Here is a 19,936-nt window from a genome sequence, read left to right as displayed (position 1 = left end):
CGCCGCCGTTCCCGGTCGGAACGGCGTCCGGGAAACCGGCTCAGCCGCGCTCGTACCAGATCGCCTCGCTGCCGAACAGCGTTGCGGCGTCGGTGCGGTGACCCGAGGCGAAAACGATCCGCGTGTCGCCACCGGCCCGGCGGCCACCGAGCGCGACGGCGACGCGCAGTACGCGCCCGTCGTGGCGCCGCTCGAACGCCAGTAGCCGCGCCGCGTCGGGTCCGTCGACCTGTGCCGGTGCGTAATCGCCATCGGCGAATAGCGCGGGATCGTCGCGCCGCAGCCGCAACAGATCGGCGATCAACCGCAGCTTGGCCGGAGCGTCGCCCGCCAGCGCCACGCGCCGCGCGTCGTAATTGACCGGGCGGCGGTTGTCGGGATCGACGAGGCTGAGGTCGGCGAACTCGGTGCCCTGATACAGATCGGGCACTCCCGGCACGGTGTAGCGGAGCAACACCTGCGCCAGTGCATTGTCCTGCGCGGTCGCGTCGAGCATCGCGACGGTGCGCGCGATCAGCGCCAGCGCTTCGGCATCGCCGGGCAGCGCCTCGACCAGCGCCGCGGCTGCTGCCTCATAAACTTCGTCGGGCGCTTCCCACGAGGACCGCAGCTTCGCCTCGCGTAGCGCCTTCTGCTGCCACGCCGTCACGCGTTCGACGAAGTCGGCGGTCGCACCGCTTTCGGGCCACGCGCCGACGAGCGTCTGAAACAGCATATAGCGGTCGGCATCGTCGACGCCGCCGTCGTCGCGCTCCAGCCACGCCAGCGCCGCCGCGCGCCACGCCGCGGGGTGCGCGCTGATCGCCGCGAGCCGCGCGCGCGTGTCTTCACCGCGCTTGTGGTCGTGAGTTGCGGTGGTCAGCATCGCGTGCGGCACGTCGCGGGCGCGCGCTTCCATCAGCGCGTGGAAGTCGCCCGGGGTTATTCCCATCCGTTCGGCGTCGAAGCCGACATCGTTGCGCGACAGCAGCCGGCCGTAGCGATAGAAGCCGGTGTCCTCGACCGCCTTGGCAGCGATCGGCGCGGAGAGTTGCTGGAAGCGCCGCACCGCCTCGGCCGTTTCCGCCGGACCGTCGCCCGCCAGCCACGCCAGCACCAGATCGACGACGTGCGTCTCGCCCGGCGGGATCAGCTCGGCGACGCGCGCGCGCGCTTCCGCCCGGATCGCGGCGTCGCTGGCGGGCGCGTCGGGGCCATAGGTGCGATAGACCGGGAACACCCATAGCAATCGCTCGATCGCGCGGCGCAGCATCGCGGCGGTGATGCCCTCCGGCGCGACTGCGTGGAAGGCGGCGACGCACGCATCGAGCTGCCCGCTGAACTGCCACGACAGCAGGTCCTGTCGCGCCTGGAATTCCTCGGGCTCGAACGACGCGCTGCGTCCGCTAATCTCTTCCCACAGGCTACCGAGCGGCTCGGCGCCGGCGGGATCGTGGAGCAGGCTGGCGACCTGTTCCATGAAGTCGTAGCCGCTGGTGCCGTCGACCCCCCACCCGAGCGGCTGCGGCTCACCGGCGGCGAGGATCTTCTCGATCACGATCCACGCGTTATCGCCGAGCCGTGCCCGCAGCGCGCGGCAATAGCCGATCGGATCGGTCAGCCCGTCGACGTGGTCGACGCGCACCCCGTCGATCAGCCCCTCGTCGTGCAGCCGGAAATAGAGCGCGTGTGTCTTCTCGAACACCGCCGGGTCCTCGATCCGCACGCCGGCCAGCTCGTTGATCGAGAAGAACCGTCGCCAGTTCAGCTCATCGTTGGCGACCCGCCAGTAAGCGAGCCGGTAATGCTGGCGGGCGAGCAGTTCTGCGAGCGGGAGCGCGTCGGCCGTATCCTGATCCGCGTCGCGCACCGGAAAGCGATGTTCGCCATAAGCGACGATCGTCCAGCGCGCACCGTCACGCTCCAGCGTGAGGTCGCCGTTCGCCAGCGTCTCGGACAACGGCGCGCCGAGCACCGGCAGCACGACCCGCTCGCGCCAGTCGATGTCGAACACCGCGGCATGCGCGCTGTCGGGACCGTGCATCAGCACGTCCTGCCACCACGCGTTGCTGTCGCCCGCGACACCCATGTGATTGGGGACGATGTCGATGATGATCCCCATGTCCCGCGCTCGCAGCGCCGCGACCAGCGACCGGAACGCCGCCTCGCCGCCCAGTTCGGGGTTGATCGTCGTCGGGTCAACCACGTCATAGCCGTGCGTCGACCCGGGCGCGGCGGTGGTGACCGGCGAGGCATAGACGTGGCTGATGCCCAGATCGTCGAGATACGGCACCAGCGCCTCGGCATCGGCGAAGGTGAAGTCCTTGTGGAACTGGAAACGATAGGTGGCGCGGGGGGGCGTCATGCGTGTCTCTCCGCGTTGAGCAGGGCGATCCGGCGCGCGACGTCGCGGCGCGCGAGCAGGGCGGGGGTGGACGCATCCATCCGCCGCCGCCAGTTGGGATGTTCGTCGATCGTGCCGGGCAGATTGGGCTGTTCCTCCAGCGCCAGCAGATCCTCGAGCGGCACGATCGCGAGCGGGCAGGGCGCGCTGGCGACATGCGCGATCATCGCGTCGACCGGCGGCGCGGCGGGCGGGTCGCCGGGTTTGTCCATCGCCTGCCACAAGGCGGCGCGCTCGGCTGCACGGCGCGCGCGATCCGCGCCGCTGCGGCCGAGCTGCTCCGCCCAGTCGATATCGCGCGCCTTCCACCAGCCGGCGAGCGTCGGGGTGTCGTGCGTGCCGGTCATCGCCACCGCCGCCTCGTCCCATTCGGCGGACGGCACGAACCCGCCCTCGGCATCGCGCTCGAACGGCAAGACGCGCATGCCCAGCATGCAGCGCGCCGCCAGCGTGTCGCGGAACCCGGCGGGCACGGTGCCGAGGTCCTCGGCGATCACCACCGCGTCGGCGCGGTGCGCCTCGATCGCGACGATCCGGCGCAGATGCGCGCCCGGCATCCGCAGATACGCGCCCTCGCTGGCGTCCGCGCCCGCCGGAATCACCCACAGCCGCTCCAGCCCAAGCGCATGGTCGATGCGAATCCCCCCGGCATGCGCGAGCGCGACGCGCAGCGTCTCGATGAACGCGCGGAAGCCGGTGCGCTGCAGCGCGAACGGGTCGAGCGCGGTGATCCCCCAATTTTGCCCGTCCGGCCCGAGCGGATCGGGCGGCGCACCGACCGTCAGCCCGGTCAGCAACTCGTCGCGCGCGCTCCACGCATGGCTGCCCCCGGCGTCCATCCCGACCGCGAGATCGGCGACGATCCCGGTCGTCATGCGCTCCTTCGCGGTGCGCTGCGCGGTCGCCAGCCCGAGGTCGACGAGCCATTGCAGGAAGGCGTAGAAAGCGACTTCGCGCTCATGCTCGGCGGCGAAGCGGATCACCGCCTCGCCGTTCGGATCGTGATAGGCGGCGGGCCAGTCCTGCCAGCCATGCCCGCCCAGCGCCGCGTGGAGCGCATCGAACCGCGCATGCGCCTCCAGCGCCGCACCGCGCTGCCGCCGATGGGTACGCGCCGCCGACAAGGCGCCCTCGCTCGCCAGCTCGAACGCGGTGCGCAATTGCGCGATCCGCTCGCGCGCCGCCTGCGGCCAGTCGATCAGCGGCGTGGCGCGGGCAGGGGGCAGCGGCAATCCGATCAGCGCCGGGTCGGCGAGCAGCACGTTGTGGAACAGCCGCGTCGACGGCGAATAGGGGCTGAAGCGCGTCGGGTCAGCAGGGAACAAAGCGTGGGTGGGGCTGATCGCCAGCGCCTGCGCCCCAACGCGCGCGAACGACGCGGCCGCCTCGACCAGCGCACCGGCATCACCGAACGCGCTGTCGGTGCTCGCGCGGAGGCTCGGCACCTGCACCGCGACGCCCCAGCCGCGCTTCGGCAGCGCGCACCGCCGCGGCGCGATCGCCAGCGTATATTCGCGCCCACCGGCATGGAGTCGGTGATAGCCGACGCGCTCGACCGGCGGCAGCGTCCCATCGGCAGCGATCGTCAGCGCGAGCCGGTTGCCGTCGTCGAGCAGCAGCTCGGCGTCGCCTGTCACGCCAGCCGGGAGGTCGATCGCGCGCCCGGCATCGGCGGAGAGGAAGGGGACACCGGGGGAGGTGGTGTCGAGGCAGCCGAGGATCGCCTCCAGCACCTCATCGGCGACGCGCTGCGGCCGGCCATCGGCATCTTCCCAGTCGCGCGAGAGGCCGGCGGCGGCGGCGCGTTCGGAGAGTGTCATGCGAGGAGACCGGTCTGAAGAACCGGCACTACCCCACCAAGCCACCACCCCGGCGCACGCCGGGGTCCAGTTACGGAACGCCCATGCAAGATCGCCGAGGCCCCCCAACTGGGCCTTGGCGTCCGCCGGGGCGGAGATGAGTGCGCGCCCATCTCCGCCGTCACCTCGGCGAAAGCCGGGGTCCAGAGCCAAGCAGCACCACGGATGTTACGTACGCGGCTGGACCCCGGCCTTCGCCGGGGTGACGGATGTGAGGGAGTCGCCGACCTCTTCACGCTTCGATCCACGCCACGAACCGCTCACCCTCGACAAACAGCGGGTCCGCCCCGCCCGGCAGCGTCGCGGGCGTATCGCCCAGATCGATCGCGACCCCCAGCGTCGTCCCGTCGCCGAGCCGCCAGCGCGCGACCACCGCCGCTTCGCCGAGCACCTGCGCCCCGACCGACATCGCGCCCGCCAGATGCGGCACGATGCGCTCGCCCCGCAAGGTCAGCAGTTCTTTATAGAATGTCCGCCATTCGACCGCTTCAGGGCCCGGCCGCGGCACCGACGCCTCGAACGTCGTCACGGCATTGGGGTCGGGAATGTGCGCCCGCGCCTCCGGATCGGCGAAGGCGTCGAACTTGGCGAATTCCTTGCGCCGCCCCTCGCGCACCGCATCGGCCAGTTCGTCATGGAAATCGGTGAAGAACAGGAACGGCGTCTCGCTGCCCTCTTCCTCACCCATGAACAGCAACGGCACCTGCGGGCACAGCAGCAGGAGCGCGGTCGCCGCGCGCAGCTTCGCCTTGTCGGTCAGCGCGATCAGCCGCTCGCCCAGCGCGCGGTTGCCGACCTGATCGTGGTTCTGGAGGAACGCCACGAAGCGCGTCGGCGACAAATGCGCGCTCGCGCTCCCGCGCGGCTTGCCGTCGTGGTTGGCCGACGCTTCGCCCTGATAGATGAACCCTTCGGCCAGACACCGCGCCAGTCGCTCGGCCGGTCGATCCGCGAAGTCGGCATAATAGGCACTGGTTTCGCCGGTCAGCAGGACGTGCATGACGTTGTGGAAGTCGTCGTTCCATTGTGCATCGAACCCGCCGTCGCGCAGCCGCGCGGCGTCATTCTCTTCATTTTCCAGCACCAGATGGACGTGCCGCCCGGGCAGCGCGGCGCGGATCTCCGCCGCCATCGCGTCGAGGAACGGCGGATTGCCGATCGCGTGCACTGCGTCGAAGCGCAGCCCGTCGATGCGATAGTCGCGCAGCCACATCAGCGCATTGTCGACGAAGAAGCGCGCGACCGGCGCGCGCTCCACCGCCACCGCGCCGCCCCATGGCGTATGGACCTCGGCATCGAAGAAGTCGGCGGCATAGGCGCCGAGATAATTCCCGTCCGGTCCGAAGTGATTGTAGACCACGTCGAGGAACACGCTGACGCCCAGCCCATGCGCGGTATCGACCAGCCGCCGCAGCTCGGCCGGCGACCCGTAATCCTCCTGCACCGCATAGGGCAGCACGCCGTCATAGCCCCAGCCGCGCGTGCCGCCGAACGCGCCGACCGGCATCAGCTCGATCGCGGTGATCCCGGCCGCGGCGATCGCCGGCAGCCGCTCGATCATCCCCGAAAAACCGCCCAGCGTCCCGGCATGGCATTCGAGGATCACCATCTCGTGCCATGCGCGGCCCCGCCAGTCGGGGTGTTGCCAGTCGTAGCGCGTCTCCGGGACCACGCTCCACCCATGCACGCCGCCAGACTGGAGGCGGGACGCCGGATCGGGCACCGCCTGTTCGCCGACCCGGAAGCGATAACGCGTGCCCGGTCCCTCGGCCCGGTCGAGCGCGTACCAGCCGTCCGCGCCGCGCGCCATCGCCGCCGCGTCGGCACCGTCGATCTCCAGCGTCACGCTCGCGGCATCGGGCGCCCACAGATGGAAGCGCGTGCCGCCGCCCGCCAGCGGTTCCGGGCCCCAGCGGGTCACGCTGCGCTCGTCCACGTCACCAGCACCGCGCCCTGCGGCGCGACCTCGTAGCTGTTGTCGATCTCGATCTCGCCCTGCTCGGGCTTCGCGCTGTCGATCAGCACGATCCGCTTGACCTCGGGCGGGGGCAGGGTGAAGGTCACCGGATCACCCGAGGCGTTGAGCAGCAAGGACACCGCCTCGATCTCGCCGCCTTCGGTGCGAGCCGCACGACGCATCATCAACGCGCGCCCGTCGGGGTTCTGCCAGTCCTCGGGCGACAATTGCTCGCCGCGCTCGTCCCACCATTCGATATCGTTGACCCCGCCCGCGGCGGTTTCCTGCCCATAGAGGAAGGTCGGGCTGCGCAGCACCACGAACCGCCGCCTGAGTTCAGCAAGCCGCCCGGTAAAGTCGATCTGCGCCTGACCTTCGGGCGTGTTCGCTGCCTTCCAGTCGAGCCAGCTGATCTCGTTATCCTGGCAATAAGCGTTGTTGTTGCCCTGCTGCGTCCGCCCGAACTCGTCGCCTGCGACCAGCATCGGCGTGCCGAGCGAGGTCATCAGCGTCGTCAGCATCGAGCGCATTACCCGCCCGCGCGCATCGTTGATCGCCGCGTCGTCGGTCGGCCCCTCGACGCCCCAGTTGCACGAGGCGTTGTGCGAATGGCCATCGCGATTGTCCTCGCCATTCGCCTCGTTGTGCCGCTCCTCGTACATCACCGTATCGGCGAGCGTGAAGCCGTCATGCGCCGCGAGCAAATTGACGCTCGCCCACGGCCGCCGCGCGCGCCGGTCGAACAGGTCGCCCGACCCGGCGAGCCGCGCTGCCAGATCGGGGCGCTTGCCCGGCTCGCCGCGCCAATATTCGCGCACCGTGTCGCGATACTTGTCGTTCCATTCCGCAAAGCCCGGCGGGAAATTGCCGAGCTGATAGCCGCCGGGCCCGACGTCCCACGGTTCGGTGATCAGCTTGAGCCGCCCGAGCACCGGGTCCTGCCGCAGCACGTCGAAGAACGCCGAGCCGGGATCGAAGCCATGCTCCTCACGCCCGAGTGTCAGCCCGAGGTCGAAGCGGAAGCCGTCGACGCCGAAGCTGGTCGCCCAGTAGCGCAGCGAGTCGGCGACCATCTGGATCACGCGCGCCTTGCTCATGTTGAGCGTGTTGCCGGTGCCGGTATCGTTGATCGTGTAGCGCGGGTTGTCCTTGACCAGCCGATAGTAGCTGGCGTTGTCGAGCCCGCGCCACGACAGCGTCGGACCCTTCTCGCTGCCCTCGCAGGTGTGGTTGTAGACGACATCGAGGATCACCTCGATCCCGGCCTTGTGCAGCCGGTGGACCGCGCGGCGCAGCTCGTCCTGATGCTCGGTCGCCATATAGCTCTGCTCGGGGGCGAAGAAGCCGAGCGTGTTATAGCCCCAGTAATTGCGCAGGCCCTTTTCCTGCAGGAAGCGGTCCTGCGTGAAGGTGTGAATCGGCAGCAGCTCGATCGCGGTCACGCCGGTGCGTTGCAGATGCTTGATGACCGCCGGATGGCCGAGCGCGGCATAGGTGCCGCGTTCGCGCGCCGGGACCAGCTCCATCAGCTTGGTCAGTCCCTTGACGTGCGCCTCGTAGATCACCGTTTCCGACCACGGCGTGTTCGGCCGCCGATCGCGCGACCAGTCCCAATGATCGTCGACCACCATTGCCTTCGGCATCGCCGGCGCGCTGTCGCGCTTGTCGAACGACAGATCCTCCTTGCGGTGCCCGATGCGATAGCCGTGGAGCGCGTCGGTCCATTTGATCTGCCCCTGGATGCGGCGCGCATAGGGGTCGAGCAGCAATTTGTTGGGGTTGAAACGATGCCCTTCCTCGGGCGCATAGCGGCCATGCGCGCGCAGGCCGTAGACCAGCCCCGGCCCGACATCGGGCAGGTAACCGTGCCACACCTCGTCGGTGCATTCGGTCAGCGGCAGCCGCTTCAGCTCGCGCTTGCCCGCGCTGTCGAACAGGCACAGCTCGATCGCGTCGGCGTTGGCGGAGAAGACCGCGAAATTGACCCCCTCGCCATCGAACGTGGCGCCGAGCGGATAGGGCGATCCCGGCAGGAGCCGGTCCGGCAAGTCGTGCAACGATGTGCTCCCGTCAGGAGGAAATGGGGCGCGGAAAGGTTGGTGGCGCGCCCGCGGGCGCGCAGGTCAGTTGGTGCGCTTGCGCCGTACGGCGGGCTTCTTTGCGGGCACCGGCTTGGCGGCAGCGGCCGCGGGCGCCAGCTTTTCAGGGGCGGCGGGCTTGTCGGAGGACGCGTCGGCCGCGCCGGCGGGCTGTTCCGGTGCCGCGAACGGCGCCCCCGCGGCAGCGGCATCGCCGGCCTGCGGATCGGGCTCATCGGCTACCGGGCCTTCACCCGCGAAGGCGCGCTCGGCCTCGTCCCAATGCGCCTGATCGCGGCCGTGCGGCTCGCCTTCCTGCTGCCACAGCCGATAGGCGTGCTCGCTGATTCGCGTGTGACGATCGTCGGCCATGCGCTTTCCCCTGTTGATCCCTGACCGCCAAAACTCCCGAACGCGCGGATCGTCGCAACCCCGTTCAAGAAAAAGCCAATCAGCCGGTTCAGCGCCGCGCGAGCGCCAGCGCGGAGGCCACCGCCAGCCCGTCCTCGATCAACCCGCTTGCGGTCTGGCCCCATCGCCGCGTTGCGGCCTGTCGCAGTCGGAAGGTGAGGTGCGCCGCCGCGATCGCCGCCGCCGCGCCGACCAGCGCGCCCGCCACGCGATCGCCGCGCCGCGCGCACGCCGCGCCGGCGATCGCGCCGCTCACCAACCGGCCAGCGATCCCGGCCGGCACGATCCGGTCCGGCGCGGCCCGCTGTTTGTCGCCGGCCAGTTCGCCCGCCGCGAGCAGCAGCGACCCGGCCGACAGCACCGGCGCGCGCGTGCCGCCGCGCGTGGCGGCGAGCGCGGCCAGCGGCGTCATCGCGCGCGCACCCGCCACCGCACCCATCAGTACCGACCGTAACATCACTTCCATCTCCGCAAGTCCGGCGTCCTAACCACATAGTCGCTGCGAAGTTGCACCGGGTGTCGGCGCAGCGTTGATCTGGATCATTTATATAATGTTTAGCGCCGGTTGCTAATGTCCGATCGTGCTCAGCAATGCGTCGGGTGCGTGCGGAGAGAAAGCGATGATTACCTGGTTTCGTGATGTGGCGCCGGTCCGGGCGAAGTTTCTGACGCTGGCCGTCATCTATGTCGGCCTGTCGCTCGTTTCGATGGCCGCGACCGGCGCGCTGGCGTTCGGCCTGCTCGCGGCGACGCCCGCGCTGGCGATCGCCGCCGTGTCGGTGGTGCTGGTCGCGATCGTGGCGCTCGTCTCGCGCACGTTGGTCTGCGAGCCGTACGTCAACACCGTGGTGCGGATGGAAGCGCTGGCGCGCGGCGACTTCGACAGCCCGATCCGCTACACCGCCTCGCGCGACTGCGTCGGGCGGATGACCAAGGCGATGGAGGTGTTCCGCGGCAATGGCCAGGCGCTCGCCATCTCGTCGGCGGCGCAGCGCAAGGTCGTCGAGGCGCTCGGCACCGGGCTCAGCCGGCTGGCCGACAACGATCTGACCTGTCAGATCGAGCAGCCGTTCACCAGCGACTATGAAGCGCTTCGCCACGACTTCAACCGTGCGATGCTGGCGGTGTCGACGGCGATCGCCGCGGTGACGACCGCCGCCAACGGCATCAACAGCGGCGCGGCCGACATCCGCCAGGCATCCGACGACCTGTCGCAGCGTACCGAGCAGCAGGCCGCCTCGCTGGAGGAGACCGCCGCGGCAATGGACGAGATCACCACCACTGTGCGCGAGACCGCCGCGGGTGCGCGCCGCGCCAACGATGCGGTCGGCGATGCGCGCGCCGAGGCGGAAAGCTCCGGCGACGTCGTGCGGCGCGCGGTCGACGCGATGGGCGGGATCGAGCGCGCATCGTCGGAAATCAGCGAGATCATCAGCGTCATCGACGGGATCGCCTTCCAGACCAACCTGCTGGCGCTCAACGCCGGGGTCGAGGCGGCGCGTGCGGGCGACGCCGGCAAGGGCTTCGCGGTGGTCGCCAGCGAAGTGCGTGCGCTCGCCCAGCGTTCGGCGGATGCGGCGAAGGACGTCAAGACCAAGATCAACGCCTCTTCCGAGCAGGTCGAGGCGGGCGTGACCTTGGTCAGCGAGACCGGCAAGGCGCTCCAGCGGATCATCACGCGCATCGGCGAGATCAGCACGCTCGTCTCGACGATCGCGCAATCGGCCGAGCATCAGGCGACCGGTCTGCAACAGGTCAATACGGCGGTGTCGGAGATGGACGGGGTCACGCAGCAGAATGCGGCGATGGTCGAGGAAGCCACCGCCGCCGCGCGCAGCCTCGCCGAGGAGGCCGCGCGCCTGACCGGCGAAGTGGCGCGCTTCCGCACCGGCGCCGCGGCCACGCGTCCCACGCCTGGTGCGGTTAGCGCGCCAGCCTCGCCCGTCCACGACTTGCAGGCACGCGCGGCGCAGGCCGGGCGCGACCTCGCGCGCACCGCGCGCCGCCCCGTCACCGGCACGCGTGGCACCGCGCTGGCGGTGGCAGACGAGGAATGGTCGGAATTCTAAGGCGCAGGGCGGCCTGTTGTATCCTGCGACGGGTCTCGCCCGAGCCCGGCCTGCGGAGCGCCGCCCCGACCGACGACGCGGCTTCGCCGCGGCGGGCACCAGCTGCCGGGATCCCGCTTCCGACGCCACTCGCAACGAAAGCGGGACCCCGGATCAAGTCCGGGGTGACGCGAAAAGGAATAAGGTTCCGCGTGGTGGGTCCGCCGGGGCTCGAACCCGGGACCTCTCGATTAAAAGTCGCTTGCTCTACCGACTGAGCTACGGACCCTCACGCGGATCGAAGCCGGTTAGGGGCGGCGCGCGCGCGGGTCAACCGGGCATGACGCTGGCGCAGCGTCAGCGCGCTGCCCGGCGCGCGCCAGTCGGGGGCGATCGCCGCCGCCGGGCCGAGCACGAACGCGCGGGCTTGGAAGGCCGGATGCGGGATCGTCAGCCCCGGCGACCGCCATGCGCCGCCCGACCACAGGATGATGTCGAGGTCGATCACCCGCGCGCCCCAACGCCGCCCGCGCCGCCGCCCGAACGCGCGCTCGATCGCCTTCAGCCGCGCGAGCAGAGCAGGCGGCGTCTCGTCGCTCGCGATCAGCACCGCGCTGTTGGCGAAGGTGCGCGTCGACGGCCCGAGCGGCGCGCTGGCAACGATCGGCGCCGCGTGCCCGCCCAGTAGTCGCAGCGCCGCCGCCACCTCGTCGCGCGGCCGCCCGTGCCGCCCGCAGCGATTCGATCCCAGCGCGACGAGAAAGATTGATGCAGGCATCCGCAAGCGCCTATCGCACCGTGATGAACTTCGCACCCTCCGCGCTGCCCGCAACCGAACCGCCGCTCGATTGCCCGCGCTGCCCGCGCCTCGTCGACCTGCGCCACGAACTGCGCGCGCAACATCCCGAATGGTGGAACGCGCCGGTGCCGGCGTTCGGCGACCCGCAGGCGTGGCTGGCGATCGTCGGGCTCGCGCCGGGCATGAAGGGCGCGAATCGTACCGGCCGCGCGTTCATCGGCGACGGCGCCGGCGCGCTGCTCTACGGCACGCTCGTCAAATTCGGGCTCGCGCACGGCAATTTCACCGGCAGCCGCGAGGACGACATCACGCTCGACGGCGCGATCATCCTCAATGCGGTCAAGTGCCTGCCGCCGGGCAATGCGCCGACGCCCGAGGAAGTGCGCACCTGCCGCACGTTCCTGTCCGATCAGGCGACGACGCTACCGACCGCGCGCGTCTACATCGCGCTCGGGCAGGTCGCGCACCAGTCGGTGGTCAAGGTGCTTGGCGGCAAGCTGCCCAAGGCGCGTTTCGAGCACGGCGCGGTCCATCGCGTCCCCGACGGGCGCGTGCTGATCGATAGCTATCATTGCTCGCGCTACAATCAGAACACCGGGCGGCTGACCGCCGAGATGTTCGAGAGCGTGTTCGCCAAGGCGCTGGAACTGCGGCCCTGACTGCGTCATCCCGGCCTTGAGCCGGGATCCCGCTTCTTTTGCAACGTCGGCCAAGAGCGTGGCCCCGGATCACAGCCGGGGCGACGAGATGCGTCAAACGGCCTCATATATCCTGCACCAGCCGCCCGTACAGCTCGGGCCGCCGGTCGCGGAAGAAGCCGAACGCCGCCCGGTGTCGCCGCACGCGGTCGAGGTCGAGCGTCGCGACGATCACGCCCTCTTCCTCGCGGTCCAGCTCGGCGAGGATGTCGCCGCGCTCGTCGGTGATGAAGCTGGTGCCGTAGAAGGTCTGGTCATGCTCGACGCCGACGCGGTTGGCGGCGATCACCGGCACCACGTTCGACACCGCATGGCCGACCATCGCGCGCCGCCACAGCCGCGCGGTATCGAGCGACGTGTCGTGCGGCTCGCTGCCGATCGCGGTCGGATAAAACAGCACTTCCGCGCCCATCAGCATCATCGCGCGCGCGGTTTCGGGATACCATTGGTCCCAGCAGACGCCAACGCCCAGCTTCGTCTGGTGCCCTTGGGCACGCGGACCGTTCCACACCTTGAACCCGGTATTGCCGGGACGGAAATAGAATTTCTCCTCATAGCCCGGTCCGTCCGGGATATGGCTCTTGCGATAGACGCCCTGCACCTCGCCGTCGGGGCCGATCATCGCCAGCGAGTTGTAATGGTGCGGTCCGTCCAGCTCGAAGAAGCTGGTCGGGATGTACACCTTCAGCGCCTCGGCCAGCGCCTGCATCGCGAGCACCGCCTTGTGCTCGGTGACCGGTGCGGCATTGGCGAACAGCGACTCGTCCTCGACGCGGCAGAAATACTCGCCCTCGAACAGCTCAGGCGGCAGGATCACCTGCGCGCCGCGGCCATGCGCCTCGCGCACGGCGTCGGACACTTTCGCGATGTTCGCGTCGATGTCGGCGGAGAAAGCGAGCTGGAGCGCGGCAACGGTGATCTCGGTCATGCCGGCGCATTTAGGGGGCAAGCGCGCCCGATTCCACTCTTGTCGGTAAGTGTCTGGAACTGTTTCGATCAGGGACAAGGTCGTTTTGCAAGCCGATTGCGGTCCTGATCCAGATAAGGGAAGGCTGATTTCGACAAGTGAAGGGGAAATCAGGACAATGACTCGTTTCGCGCATCTCGCGATCGCTACCGGCGCGCTGTTCGCCGCCATGCCGGCGCAGGCCGCCGATTTCGTCATCAGCACCGCGACGGGCACGTCGAACGGCAAGACGATCACGGACGGCACCGCGTACAACACGGTCAACTATGCCGTGAAGTCGTCGGACGGCAAGTCGACGCTGAACGTGCGCGCGACCGCGTGGACGCTGCTCACGAACGGCGTCTATCAGACTGCCACCATCGCATCGTGGGGCGCCAACGGGCTGGGCATCTACCAGACCAACGAAAGCGGCACCAACACGCACCAGATCGACAATGTGAACGGCTGGGAATTCCTGGTCTTGCAGTTCGATCAGGCGGTGTCGCTGCAATCGGCGGTGCTGACCCCCTTTGCGCTGGGCACCAACCGCTACACCGACAATGACGCGTTCATCGCGCGCGGTTACTCGGGCTTCGGCACGGCGATGAACGCTACGACGCTGAAGTCGCTCGCTGACGGGCTGAACATGAACACCGGCAAGCAGTCGGGCGACGCCTGGTTCAACAGCGACAGCACCAACTATTCGGGCAACAAGCAGACCTACAATCTCTCGCCGAGCCAGGGCGGGAACGTCTGGGTCATCGGCGGTTCGTATCGCGGTCCCGACGGCCTCAACGACGCGTTCAAGCTGAACTCGATCGCGGTGACCAGCGCGGTGCCCGAGCCGACCACCTGGATGACGATGATCCTCGGCTTCGGCATGATCGGTGCCGCAGCGCGCCGCCGTCGCAGCAGCAGCAAGGCCGCGCTGGCCTGATCCTGCGCCGAACCTTTTGCGTGCGGAAGGCCGCCGGAGCGATCCGGCGGCCTTTTTCGTATGCGTTATGCCTCAGTCGCAAGCCGTCGTCCCGGACTTGATCCGGGACTCCGCTTCTTCGCTCGGCTGTCGGGTAAGAAGCGGGACCCCGGGTCACGCCCCGGGGCGACGACGATCGAAGACCGGTTCGACCACGCAATCGCTGTCCTACACCGTCCAACATCTGGCAGGGTGCGCGACGAAGAGCGCTTCGCTTCCGCGACGCCCACGCGCGCAAGCACCGTTCTGCGCAACCTTCGCCAACATCGGCCGCCCCGGGCTCAGCCGATCAGCAAGCCCGCCAGCGCCGCGCTCATCAGATTGGCGAGGCTGCCCGCCGCCAACGCGCGCAGTCCCAGCCGCGCGATCGTCGGGCGCTGGTTGGGGGCGAGGCTGCCGGTCACCGCCATCTGGATCGCGATCGAGCTGAAATTGGCGAAGCCGCACAAGGCGAACGTCACCACCGCGATCGTGCGCGGCGACAGCGCCGCCGCCTGCTTGCCGAGATCGATGTACGCGACGAACTCGTTGAGCACGATCTTCTCGCCGAACAGTCCCCCGGCGATCCCGGCCTCGTTCCACGGCACACCCAGCAGGTACATGACCGGCTGGAAAACATAGCCGAGCAGCCCCTGGAAGCTCAGCCCCGGCATCCCGATCAACTCGCCGGCCGCGCCCAGCAGCCCGTTGGCGAGCGCCACCAGCGCGACGAACGCCAGCACCATCGCGCCGACCGCCACCGCCAGCTTGACGCCGGTCTGCGCGCCCTGCGCGGCGGCCATGATGAGATTGGCGGGCTTTTCCTCGTCATGCGTCGCATCGGGCAACGGTTCGCCCGGCGTGCCCTCGGGCAGCAGCGCAGCGGGACCGCGCCCGCTGATCCGCGCCTCGGCCAGCGCGATCTGCCGCTGCTCGTCGGGCAGGTCGCCCAGCGGCAGCTCGCCCTCTGGCGGTACGACGCGGTCGGGCATGATGATCTTGGCCATCAGGATCCCGCCCGGCGCGGCCATGAAGCTGGCGGCGAGCAGATAGTCGATGCTGATCCCCATCGAGGCATAGGCGGCGAGGATCGTCCCCGCGACGCCCGCCATTCCGCTGGTCATCACCGTGAACACCTGCGCCGGGGTCAGTCCGGCAAGATAGGGGCGGATCACCAGCGGCGACTCGCTCTGCCCGACGAAGATATTGGCGGCCGCGCACAGGCTTTCGACCTTGCTCGTGCCGATCACCTTCTCGATCGCGCCGCCGATCCAGCGGACCACGAACTGCATGACGCCCAGATAATAGAGGATCGACACGAGGCTGGCGAAGAAGATGATGACCGGCAGCGCCGCGATCGCGAAGCTCTGCCCGCCGACCGTCGGGCTGGCGAGATTGCCGAACAGGAACTCGGTGCCCTTCTGCGAATAGCCGAGCAGCGCCGCGACCCCCGCCGACGCCCCGGCCAGCGCGGAGCGCCCCGGCGTCCAATAGAGCACGATCACCGCGATCGTCGCTTGCAGCGCAAAGGCGCTGGCCACGATCCGGAGCCGGATCGCACGCCGGTCGGCCGACAGCAACGTCGCGAGCAGCAGGATGACGGCAATGCCCGCCAGGCCGATGAGAGTCCGTTGCATTTTTCTTCTTCGCTGTCGAAGTTCCGCGCCATGACATGCCCGCCGGCGGATCGCCAGCCAAGATCGGGTGTCATCCCTCCGTTCGCCCTGAGGAGGGGCTGAGCGAAGTCGAAGCCTGTCCTGCGCAACGCGGCAGGCGGCGTCGAAGGGCCCCGTCTCGAACGGTGCGTGCCGCAGCGATGCTTCGAGACAGCATTTCGACAAGCTCAATGCTTCCTCAGCACGAACGGACTCGGCTATCTCACGGGCAATCGGTCATTGCCCGCCCCGCTGCCGCCCCGTACACCGCCGCGATGGAAGACCCCGACCATCGCCCGATCGCCAGCCGCGCGATCTCGCCCTCGCTGTTCGCCTTCTCGATCTTCTACGGCGGGATGGTCTGCATCGCCGGGGTGCTCGGCAACAAGCAGGTGTCGCTCGGCCCGATCTCGCGGCTCGGGCCGCTGGTCGGCTTGCCGCCGCTCGCGGTCGAGGCGGGGATCTTCGCCTTTCTGCTGCTGGTCGTCACCTCCAGCGCGGTCGCCGAGCTGCACGGGCAGAAGATCGCGGGGCGGCTGGTGCTGATGGGGTTCGTGCCGCTGCTCGTGTCGATGGTGCTGACGCTGGTCGTGCTCGTCCTGCCCGCCGCGCCGGAGATGGACGCCGGGCATCTGGCGGCGTTCAACCAGATGATGGGCGCGACGCCGTGGATCTGGGCGGGCGGGATCGTCGCCTATGGCCTTTCCCAGACGCTCAACGTCACGATCTTCTCGTGGCTGAAGGGGCGGGAGGGCGGCAAATTGCTGTGGTTCCGCGCCGCGACCGCCAGCGCGCTCAGCCAGATCGTCGATTCGATCCTGTTCATCTCGATCGCCTTCGGGCTGTCGGCGGTCGGCTGGCTGATGGCGGGGCAGATGCTCGCCAAGGTCGTGCTGTCGGTGGCGCTGGTGCCGCCGCTGATCTACGCGCTGGTGGCGATCGGGCGCCGGCTCGACGCCTGAGCGTTTCGCCCCGGCCTTTTCCCCGGCGCGCCCCGCCGCTATGGCGCCGCTCATGACCGAACCGAACCTGTCGCCCGCCTTGAAGGCCGAAACGTTGGTCGAGGCGCTGCCGTATCTGCAACGCTATGCCGGCAAGACCTTCGTCGTGAAATACGGCGGCCATGCGATGGGCGATCCCGAGGCGCAGGCCGATTTCGCCGAGGACGTGGTGCTGCTCAAGGCGGTCGGGATCAACCCGGTCGTCGTGCACGGCGGCGGGCCTCAGATCGGACGGATGCTCAAGCGGCTGGGCGTGGAATCGCGCTTCGTCGATGGCTTGCGCGTCACCGATGCCGAGACCGCGCAGATCGCCGAGATGGTTCTGGCGGGCTCGATCAACAAGGAGATCGTCAGCTGGATCGGTCGCGCCGGGGGCCGTGCGGTCGGCATTTCGGGCAAGGACGCCGGGCTGGTGCAGGCCGAGAAGGTCGGCCGCAGCGACCCCGATCCGTTGCAGGGGATCGAGCGCAAGGTCGATCTCGGCTTCGTCGGCGAGCCGGTCGCGGTCGATCGCCGGATCATCGATTCGCTCAGCCGCGACGGGATCATTCCGGTGATCGCGCCGATCGGCATCGGTGCCGATGGCCATACGTACAACATCAACGCCGATACGATGGCGGGCGCGATCGCGGCGGCGCTGGGCGCGTCGCGCTTCTTCCTGCTGACCGACGTGGCAGGCGTGCTCGACAAACAGGGGCAGCTGGTCACCGACCTGAACCCCGCCGCGGTCGCCGAGCTGCGCGCGGACGGCACCATCTCCGGTGGGATGATCCCCAAGTTGGAGACGTGCGTCGCGGCGGTCGAGTCCGGCGTCGACGCGGCGGTGGTGCTCGACGGGCGCGTGCCGCACGCGATGTTGCTCGAAATCTTTACGAAACGCGGTGCAGGCACGCTGATCCGCAAATGAGCGGCAGCCTTTCGATCCGCCCGCCGGTGCTCTACATTACCGGCACACCTATTGGGAGACGCCCGGCGTGCTGACGACCACCATCATCCAGATCCTGCAGGTGATCCTGAACCTCGTCTGGTGGATCATCATCGTGCAATTCGTGCTGTCGCTGCTGATCTCGTTCAACGTCGTCAACACCTCGAACAACTTCGTCCGCTCGCTGTACGAGGGGCTCGATCGGCTGACCGAGCCGATGTACCGCCCGATCCGCCGGATGCTGCCGAACACCGGCGGGATCGACTTCGCGCCGGCGGTGGTGTTGGTGCTCATGGCGATCATCAACATCGTCCTCAACAATATCGCTATCAGCGCGATGACCGGCGGCGCGGCGATCTGAGCGCGTGGCGCGAGACGGCAGACGGGATCGCGATCGCGGTGCGCGTCACCCCGCGCGGCGGACGTGACGCGCTGCTCGCCGGAACCGACGAGCATTTTGCGGCGCGCCTCTCCGCCGCGCCCGTCGACGGCGCGGCGAACGCGGCGCTGATCGTGCTGATCGCCAAGCATTTCGGCGTCGCGAAGCGCGACGTCACGCTGATCGCCGGACAGACCGCGCGCCTGAAGCGGCTGGCGATCACGGGCGATCCGCAGGTGCTGGCGCGCGCCGCCGCTTCGCTCTATGCGACGGCCTCATGACAGCGCGCCTCATCGACGGAAAAGCCTTTGCCGCCCAATTGCGCGGCCGTGTCGCCACCGCGGCCGCCGCCTTCACCGAACAGGCGGGGCGCAAACCCGGCCTTGCGGTGGTGCTGGTCGGCGAGGATCCGGCCTCGTCGGTCTACGTCCGCTCCAAGGGCAAGGCGACGCTTGCCGCGGGCATGGAGAGTTTCGAGCATCGCCTGTCCGCCGACGTGTCCGAGGCGGAGCTGATCGCTTTGGTCGATCGCCTCAACGCCGACGAGACGGTTGACGGCATCCTCGTCCAGTTGCCGCTGCCGAAGCATATCGACGAGCGCGCGGTCATCACCCGTATCGATCCCGACAAGGACGTCGACGGCTTTCACCCGGTCAATGCCGGGCGGCTCGCGACCGGGCTCGACGGGCTGGTGCCGTGCACCCCGCTCGGCTGCCTCATGCTGCTCCAGGACATCCACCCGCATCTGGCGGGACTGGAAGCGGTGGTGATCGGCCGCTCGAACATCGTCGGCAAGCCCATGGCCGCGCTGCTGCTCCAGCAGAGCTGCACCGTCACCACCGTTCACAGCCGCACGCGCGATGTGATGGGGCATGTCCGTCAGGCCGACATCGTCGTCGCGGCGGTCGGCATCCCCGGCTTCGTCCAGCCGGAATGGATCAAGCCCGGCGCGACCGTGATCGACGTCGGCATCAACCGCACCGGCGACGGGCTGGTCGGCGACGTCGACCCGCGCGCCGTCGAGGTTGCGGGCGCGATCACGCCGGTGCCCGGAGGCGTCGGGCCGATGACGATCGCGGTGCTGATGCGCAACACGCTCGTCGCCGCCGGGCGGCGCGCCGGCATCGCGGTCGATCCGGCGCTCTGATGGTCGAGCTGTTCGTCTCGTCGTTCATCACGCTGTTCGTCATCATCGATCCGCCCGGCTGCGCGCCGATCTTCGCCGGGCTGACCGCCGGCGCGACCGCCACGCATCGTCGCGCGATGGCGATCCGCGCGGTGATGGTCGCGGCGGGGATTTTGCTGGTCTTCGCGCTGGCGGGCGAGCCGCTGCTCCACGCGCTCGGGATCGAGCTGGCGTCGTTCCGCATTGCGGGCGGGGTGATGCTGTTCCTGATCGCGCTGGAAATGGTGTTCGAGAAGCGCACCCAGCGCCGTGAGGACCGTGCCGCCAAGATCACCGAGGAAGAGGCCGACGACGTCTCGATCTTCCCGATGGCGATGCCGATGATCGCCGGGCCGGGATCGATCGCATCGGTCATGCTGCTCACCGCGCGCAGCCACGGCATCGAACAGACCGCGGTGGTGATGGCAGCGCTGGCGGCGAACCTGCTGCTGATGTTGATCTCGCTGCTCGCCGCGGGGCCGCTGATGCGTGTGCTGGGGGCGAAGATCGAGGCGGTCATCACCCGCCTGCTCGGCGTGCTGCTCGCCGCGCTGGCGGTGCAGTTCGTGATCGACGGGGTAATGGAGCAGTTGCGCTGACTCGGTCATTGCGAGCGTTGCGAAGCAATCCATAGCCGGATCACGACGCCCTGGATCGCGTCGCCAGCTCGCAATGAC

18 protein-coding genes and 1 tRNA gene are annotated in these 19,936 nt (G+C 69.1%); 9 read left to right on the top strand and 10 right to left on the bottom strand.

Annotated features, from left to right (window positions below; genetic code table 11):
- Positions 1–40: 40 nt before the first annotated feature.
- The 6 genes from treY to FHS97_RS07140 form a co-directional block, all read right to left on the bottom strand.
- Complete coding sequence (gene treY / locus FHS97_RS07165) at positions 41–2,344, bottom strand: malto-oligosyltrehalose synthase (RefSeq protein WP_184035166.1); 2,304 nt, start codon at positions 2,342–2,344, stop codon at positions 41–43.
- A complete protein-coding gene (malQ, locus tag FHS97_RS07160) occupies positions 2,341–4,203 on the bottom strand; it encodes a 4-alpha-glucanotransferase (RefSeq protein ID WP_184035163.1) in 1,863 nt (620 codons plus the stop codon). Before malQ ends, treY begins: the two co-directional genes overlap by 4 nt.
- A gap of 271 nt (positions 4,204–4,474) precedes the next feature.
- The gene (gene treZ / locus FHS97_RS07155; protein ID WP_184035159.1) at positions 4,475–6,163 is read right to left on the bottom strand and encodes a malto-oligosyltrehalose trehalohydrolase; all 1,689 of its coding nucleotides are present in this window, start codon (positions 6,161–6,163) and stop codon (positions 4,475–4,477) included.
- The gene (gene glgX / locus FHS97_RS07150) at positions 6,160–8,256 is read right to left on the bottom strand and encodes a glycogen debranching protein GlgX (protein ID WP_246346525.1); all 2,097 of its coding nucleotides are present in this window, start codon (positions 8,254–8,256) and stop codon (positions 6,160–6,162) included. The genes treZ and glgX overlap by 4 nt, the downstream gene beginning before the upstream one ends.
- Positions 8,257–8,322: 66 nt before the next feature.
- Positions 8,323–8,649, bottom strand: coding sequence for a DUF2934 domain-containing protein (locus tag FHS97_RS07145; RefSeq protein WP_184035156.1), 327 nt, complete (start codon positions 8,647–8,649; stop codon positions 8,323–8,325).
- 88 nt (positions 8,650–8,737) lie between these two features.
- Positions 8,738–9,145 carry a DUF4126 domain-containing protein gene (locus FHS97_RS07140; RefSeq protein WP_246346524.1) on the bottom strand — a complete coding sequence of 136 codons (408 nt, stop codon included), beginning with the start codon at positions 9,143–9,145 and terminating at the stop codon, positions 8,738–8,740.
- A 163-nt stretch (positions 9,146–9,308) separates the two neighbouring features.
- Here FHS97_RS07140 and FHS97_RS07135 point away from each other — a divergent pair, with 163 nt between their 5' ends.
- Positions 9,309–10,757 carry a methyl-accepting chemotaxis protein gene (locus FHS97_RS07135; RefSeq protein ID WP_184035150.1) on the top strand — a complete coding sequence of 483 codons (1,449 nt, stop codon included), beginning with the start codon at positions 9,309–9,311 and terminating at the stop codon, positions 10,755–10,757.
- 192 nt (positions 10,758–10,949) lie between these two features.
- On the opposite strand, the gene FHS97_RS07130 is transcribed toward FHS97_RS07135, so the two are convergent.
- Both FHS97_RS07130 and folK read right to left on the bottom strand, forming a co-directional pair.
- Positions 10,950–11,025 (bottom strand) — tRNA-Lys (locus tag FHS97_RS07130).
- Positions 11,026–11,514: a 2-amino-4-hydroxy-6-hydroxymethyldihydropteridine diphosphokinase gene (gene folK, locus FHS97_RS07125; protein WP_184035148.1), complete on the bottom strand. Its 489-nt coding sequence runs from the start codon at positions 11,512–11,514 to the stop codon at positions 11,026–11,028.
- A 23-nt stretch (positions 11,515–11,537) separates the two neighbouring features.
- On the opposite strand from folK, the gene FHS97_RS07120 reads away from it, so the two are divergent.
- The gene (locus FHS97_RS07120; protein WP_184035736.1) at positions 11,538–12,194 is read left to right on the top strand and encodes a uracil-DNA glycosylase; all 657 of its coding nucleotides are present in this window, start codon (positions 11,538–11,540) and stop codon (positions 12,192–12,194) included.
- 103 nt (positions 12,195–12,297) lie between these two features.
- Here the strand turns inward: FHS97_RS07120 and aguB are convergent, their stop codons facing one another.
- Positions 12,298–13,161, bottom strand: coding sequence for an N-carbamoylputrescine amidase (gene aguB / locus FHS97_RS07115; protein ID WP_184035145.1), 864 nt, complete (start codon positions 13,159–13,161; stop codon positions 12,298–12,300).
- A 157-nt stretch (positions 13,162–13,318) separates the two neighbouring features.
- On the opposite strand from aguB, the gene FHS97_RS17440 reads away from it, so the two are divergent.
- Entirely contained in the window at positions 13,319–14,116 is a 798-nt protein-coding gene (locus FHS97_RS17440; protein WP_246346523.1) for a PEPxxWA-CTERM sorting domain-containing protein, read from the top strand.
- Between the two features lie 320 nt (positions 14,117–14,436).
- On the opposite strand, the gene FHS97_RS07105 is transcribed toward FHS97_RS17440, so the two are convergent.
- Positions 14,437–15,771, bottom strand: a complete 1,335-nt coding sequence (locus tag FHS97_RS07105) for a NupC/NupG family nucleoside CNT transporter (protein WP_184035142.1) — start codon at positions 15,769–15,771, stop codon at positions 14,437–14,439.
- A gap of 293 nt (positions 15,772–16,064) precedes the next feature.
- Here FHS97_RS07105 and FHS97_RS07100 point away from each other — a divergent pair, with 293 nt between their 5' ends.
- The 6 genes from FHS97_RS07100 (at position 16,065) to FHS97_RS07075 (ending at position 19,858) form a co-directional block, all read left to right on the top strand.
- Positions 16,065–16,751, top strand: coding sequence for a queuosine precursor transporter (locus FHS97_RS07100; RefSeq protein ID WP_184035139.1), 687 nt, complete (start codon positions 16,065–16,067; stop codon positions 16,749–16,751).
- A gap of 52 nt (positions 16,752–16,803) precedes the next feature.
- The gene (gene argB, locus FHS97_RS07095) at positions 16,804–17,697 is read left to right on the top strand and encodes an acetylglutamate kinase (RefSeq protein WP_184035136.1); all 894 of its coding nucleotides are present in this window, start codon (positions 16,804–16,806) and stop codon (positions 17,695–17,697) included.
- Positions 17,698–17,764: 67 nt separating this feature from the next.
- Positions 17,765–18,076, top strand: coding sequence for a YggT family protein (locus FHS97_RS07090; protein ID WP_184035133.1), 312 nt, complete (start codon positions 17,765–17,767; stop codon positions 18,074–18,076).
- Entirely contained in the window at positions 18,073–18,375 is a 303-nt protein-coding gene (locus FHS97_RS07085; protein WP_184035729.1) for a DUF167 domain-containing protein, read from the top strand. Before FHS97_RS07090 ends, FHS97_RS07085 begins: the two co-directional genes overlap by 4 nt.
- The gene (folD, locus tag FHS97_RS07080; protein WP_184035130.1) at positions 18,372–19,241 is read left to right on the top strand and encodes a bifunctional methylenetetrahydrofolate dehydrogenase/methenyltetrahydrofolate cyclohydrolase FolD; all 870 of its coding nucleotides are present in this window, start codon (positions 18,372–18,374) and stop codon (positions 19,239–19,241) included. The genes FHS97_RS07085 and folD overlap by 4 nt, the downstream gene beginning before the upstream one ends.
- Positions 19,241–19,858 carry a MarC family protein gene (locus FHS97_RS07075; protein ID WP_184035127.1) on the top strand — a complete coding sequence of 206 codons (618 nt, stop codon included), beginning with the start codon at positions 19,241–19,243 and terminating at the stop codon, positions 19,856–19,858. Before folD ends, FHS97_RS07075 begins: the two co-directional genes overlap by 1 nt.
- Positions 19,859–19,936 lie beyond the last annotated feature (78 nt).

It is taken from the genome of Sphingomonas endophytica (assembly GCF_014199415.1).
In the GTDB taxonomy this organism is placed as follows: Bacteria; Pseudomonadota; Alphaproteobacteria; order Sphingomonadales; family Sphingomonadaceae; genus Sphingomonas; species Sphingomonas endophytica.
Note: the sequence above shows the minus strand (reverse complement) of the source record. Positions and strands in the feature narration are given on the sequence as shown.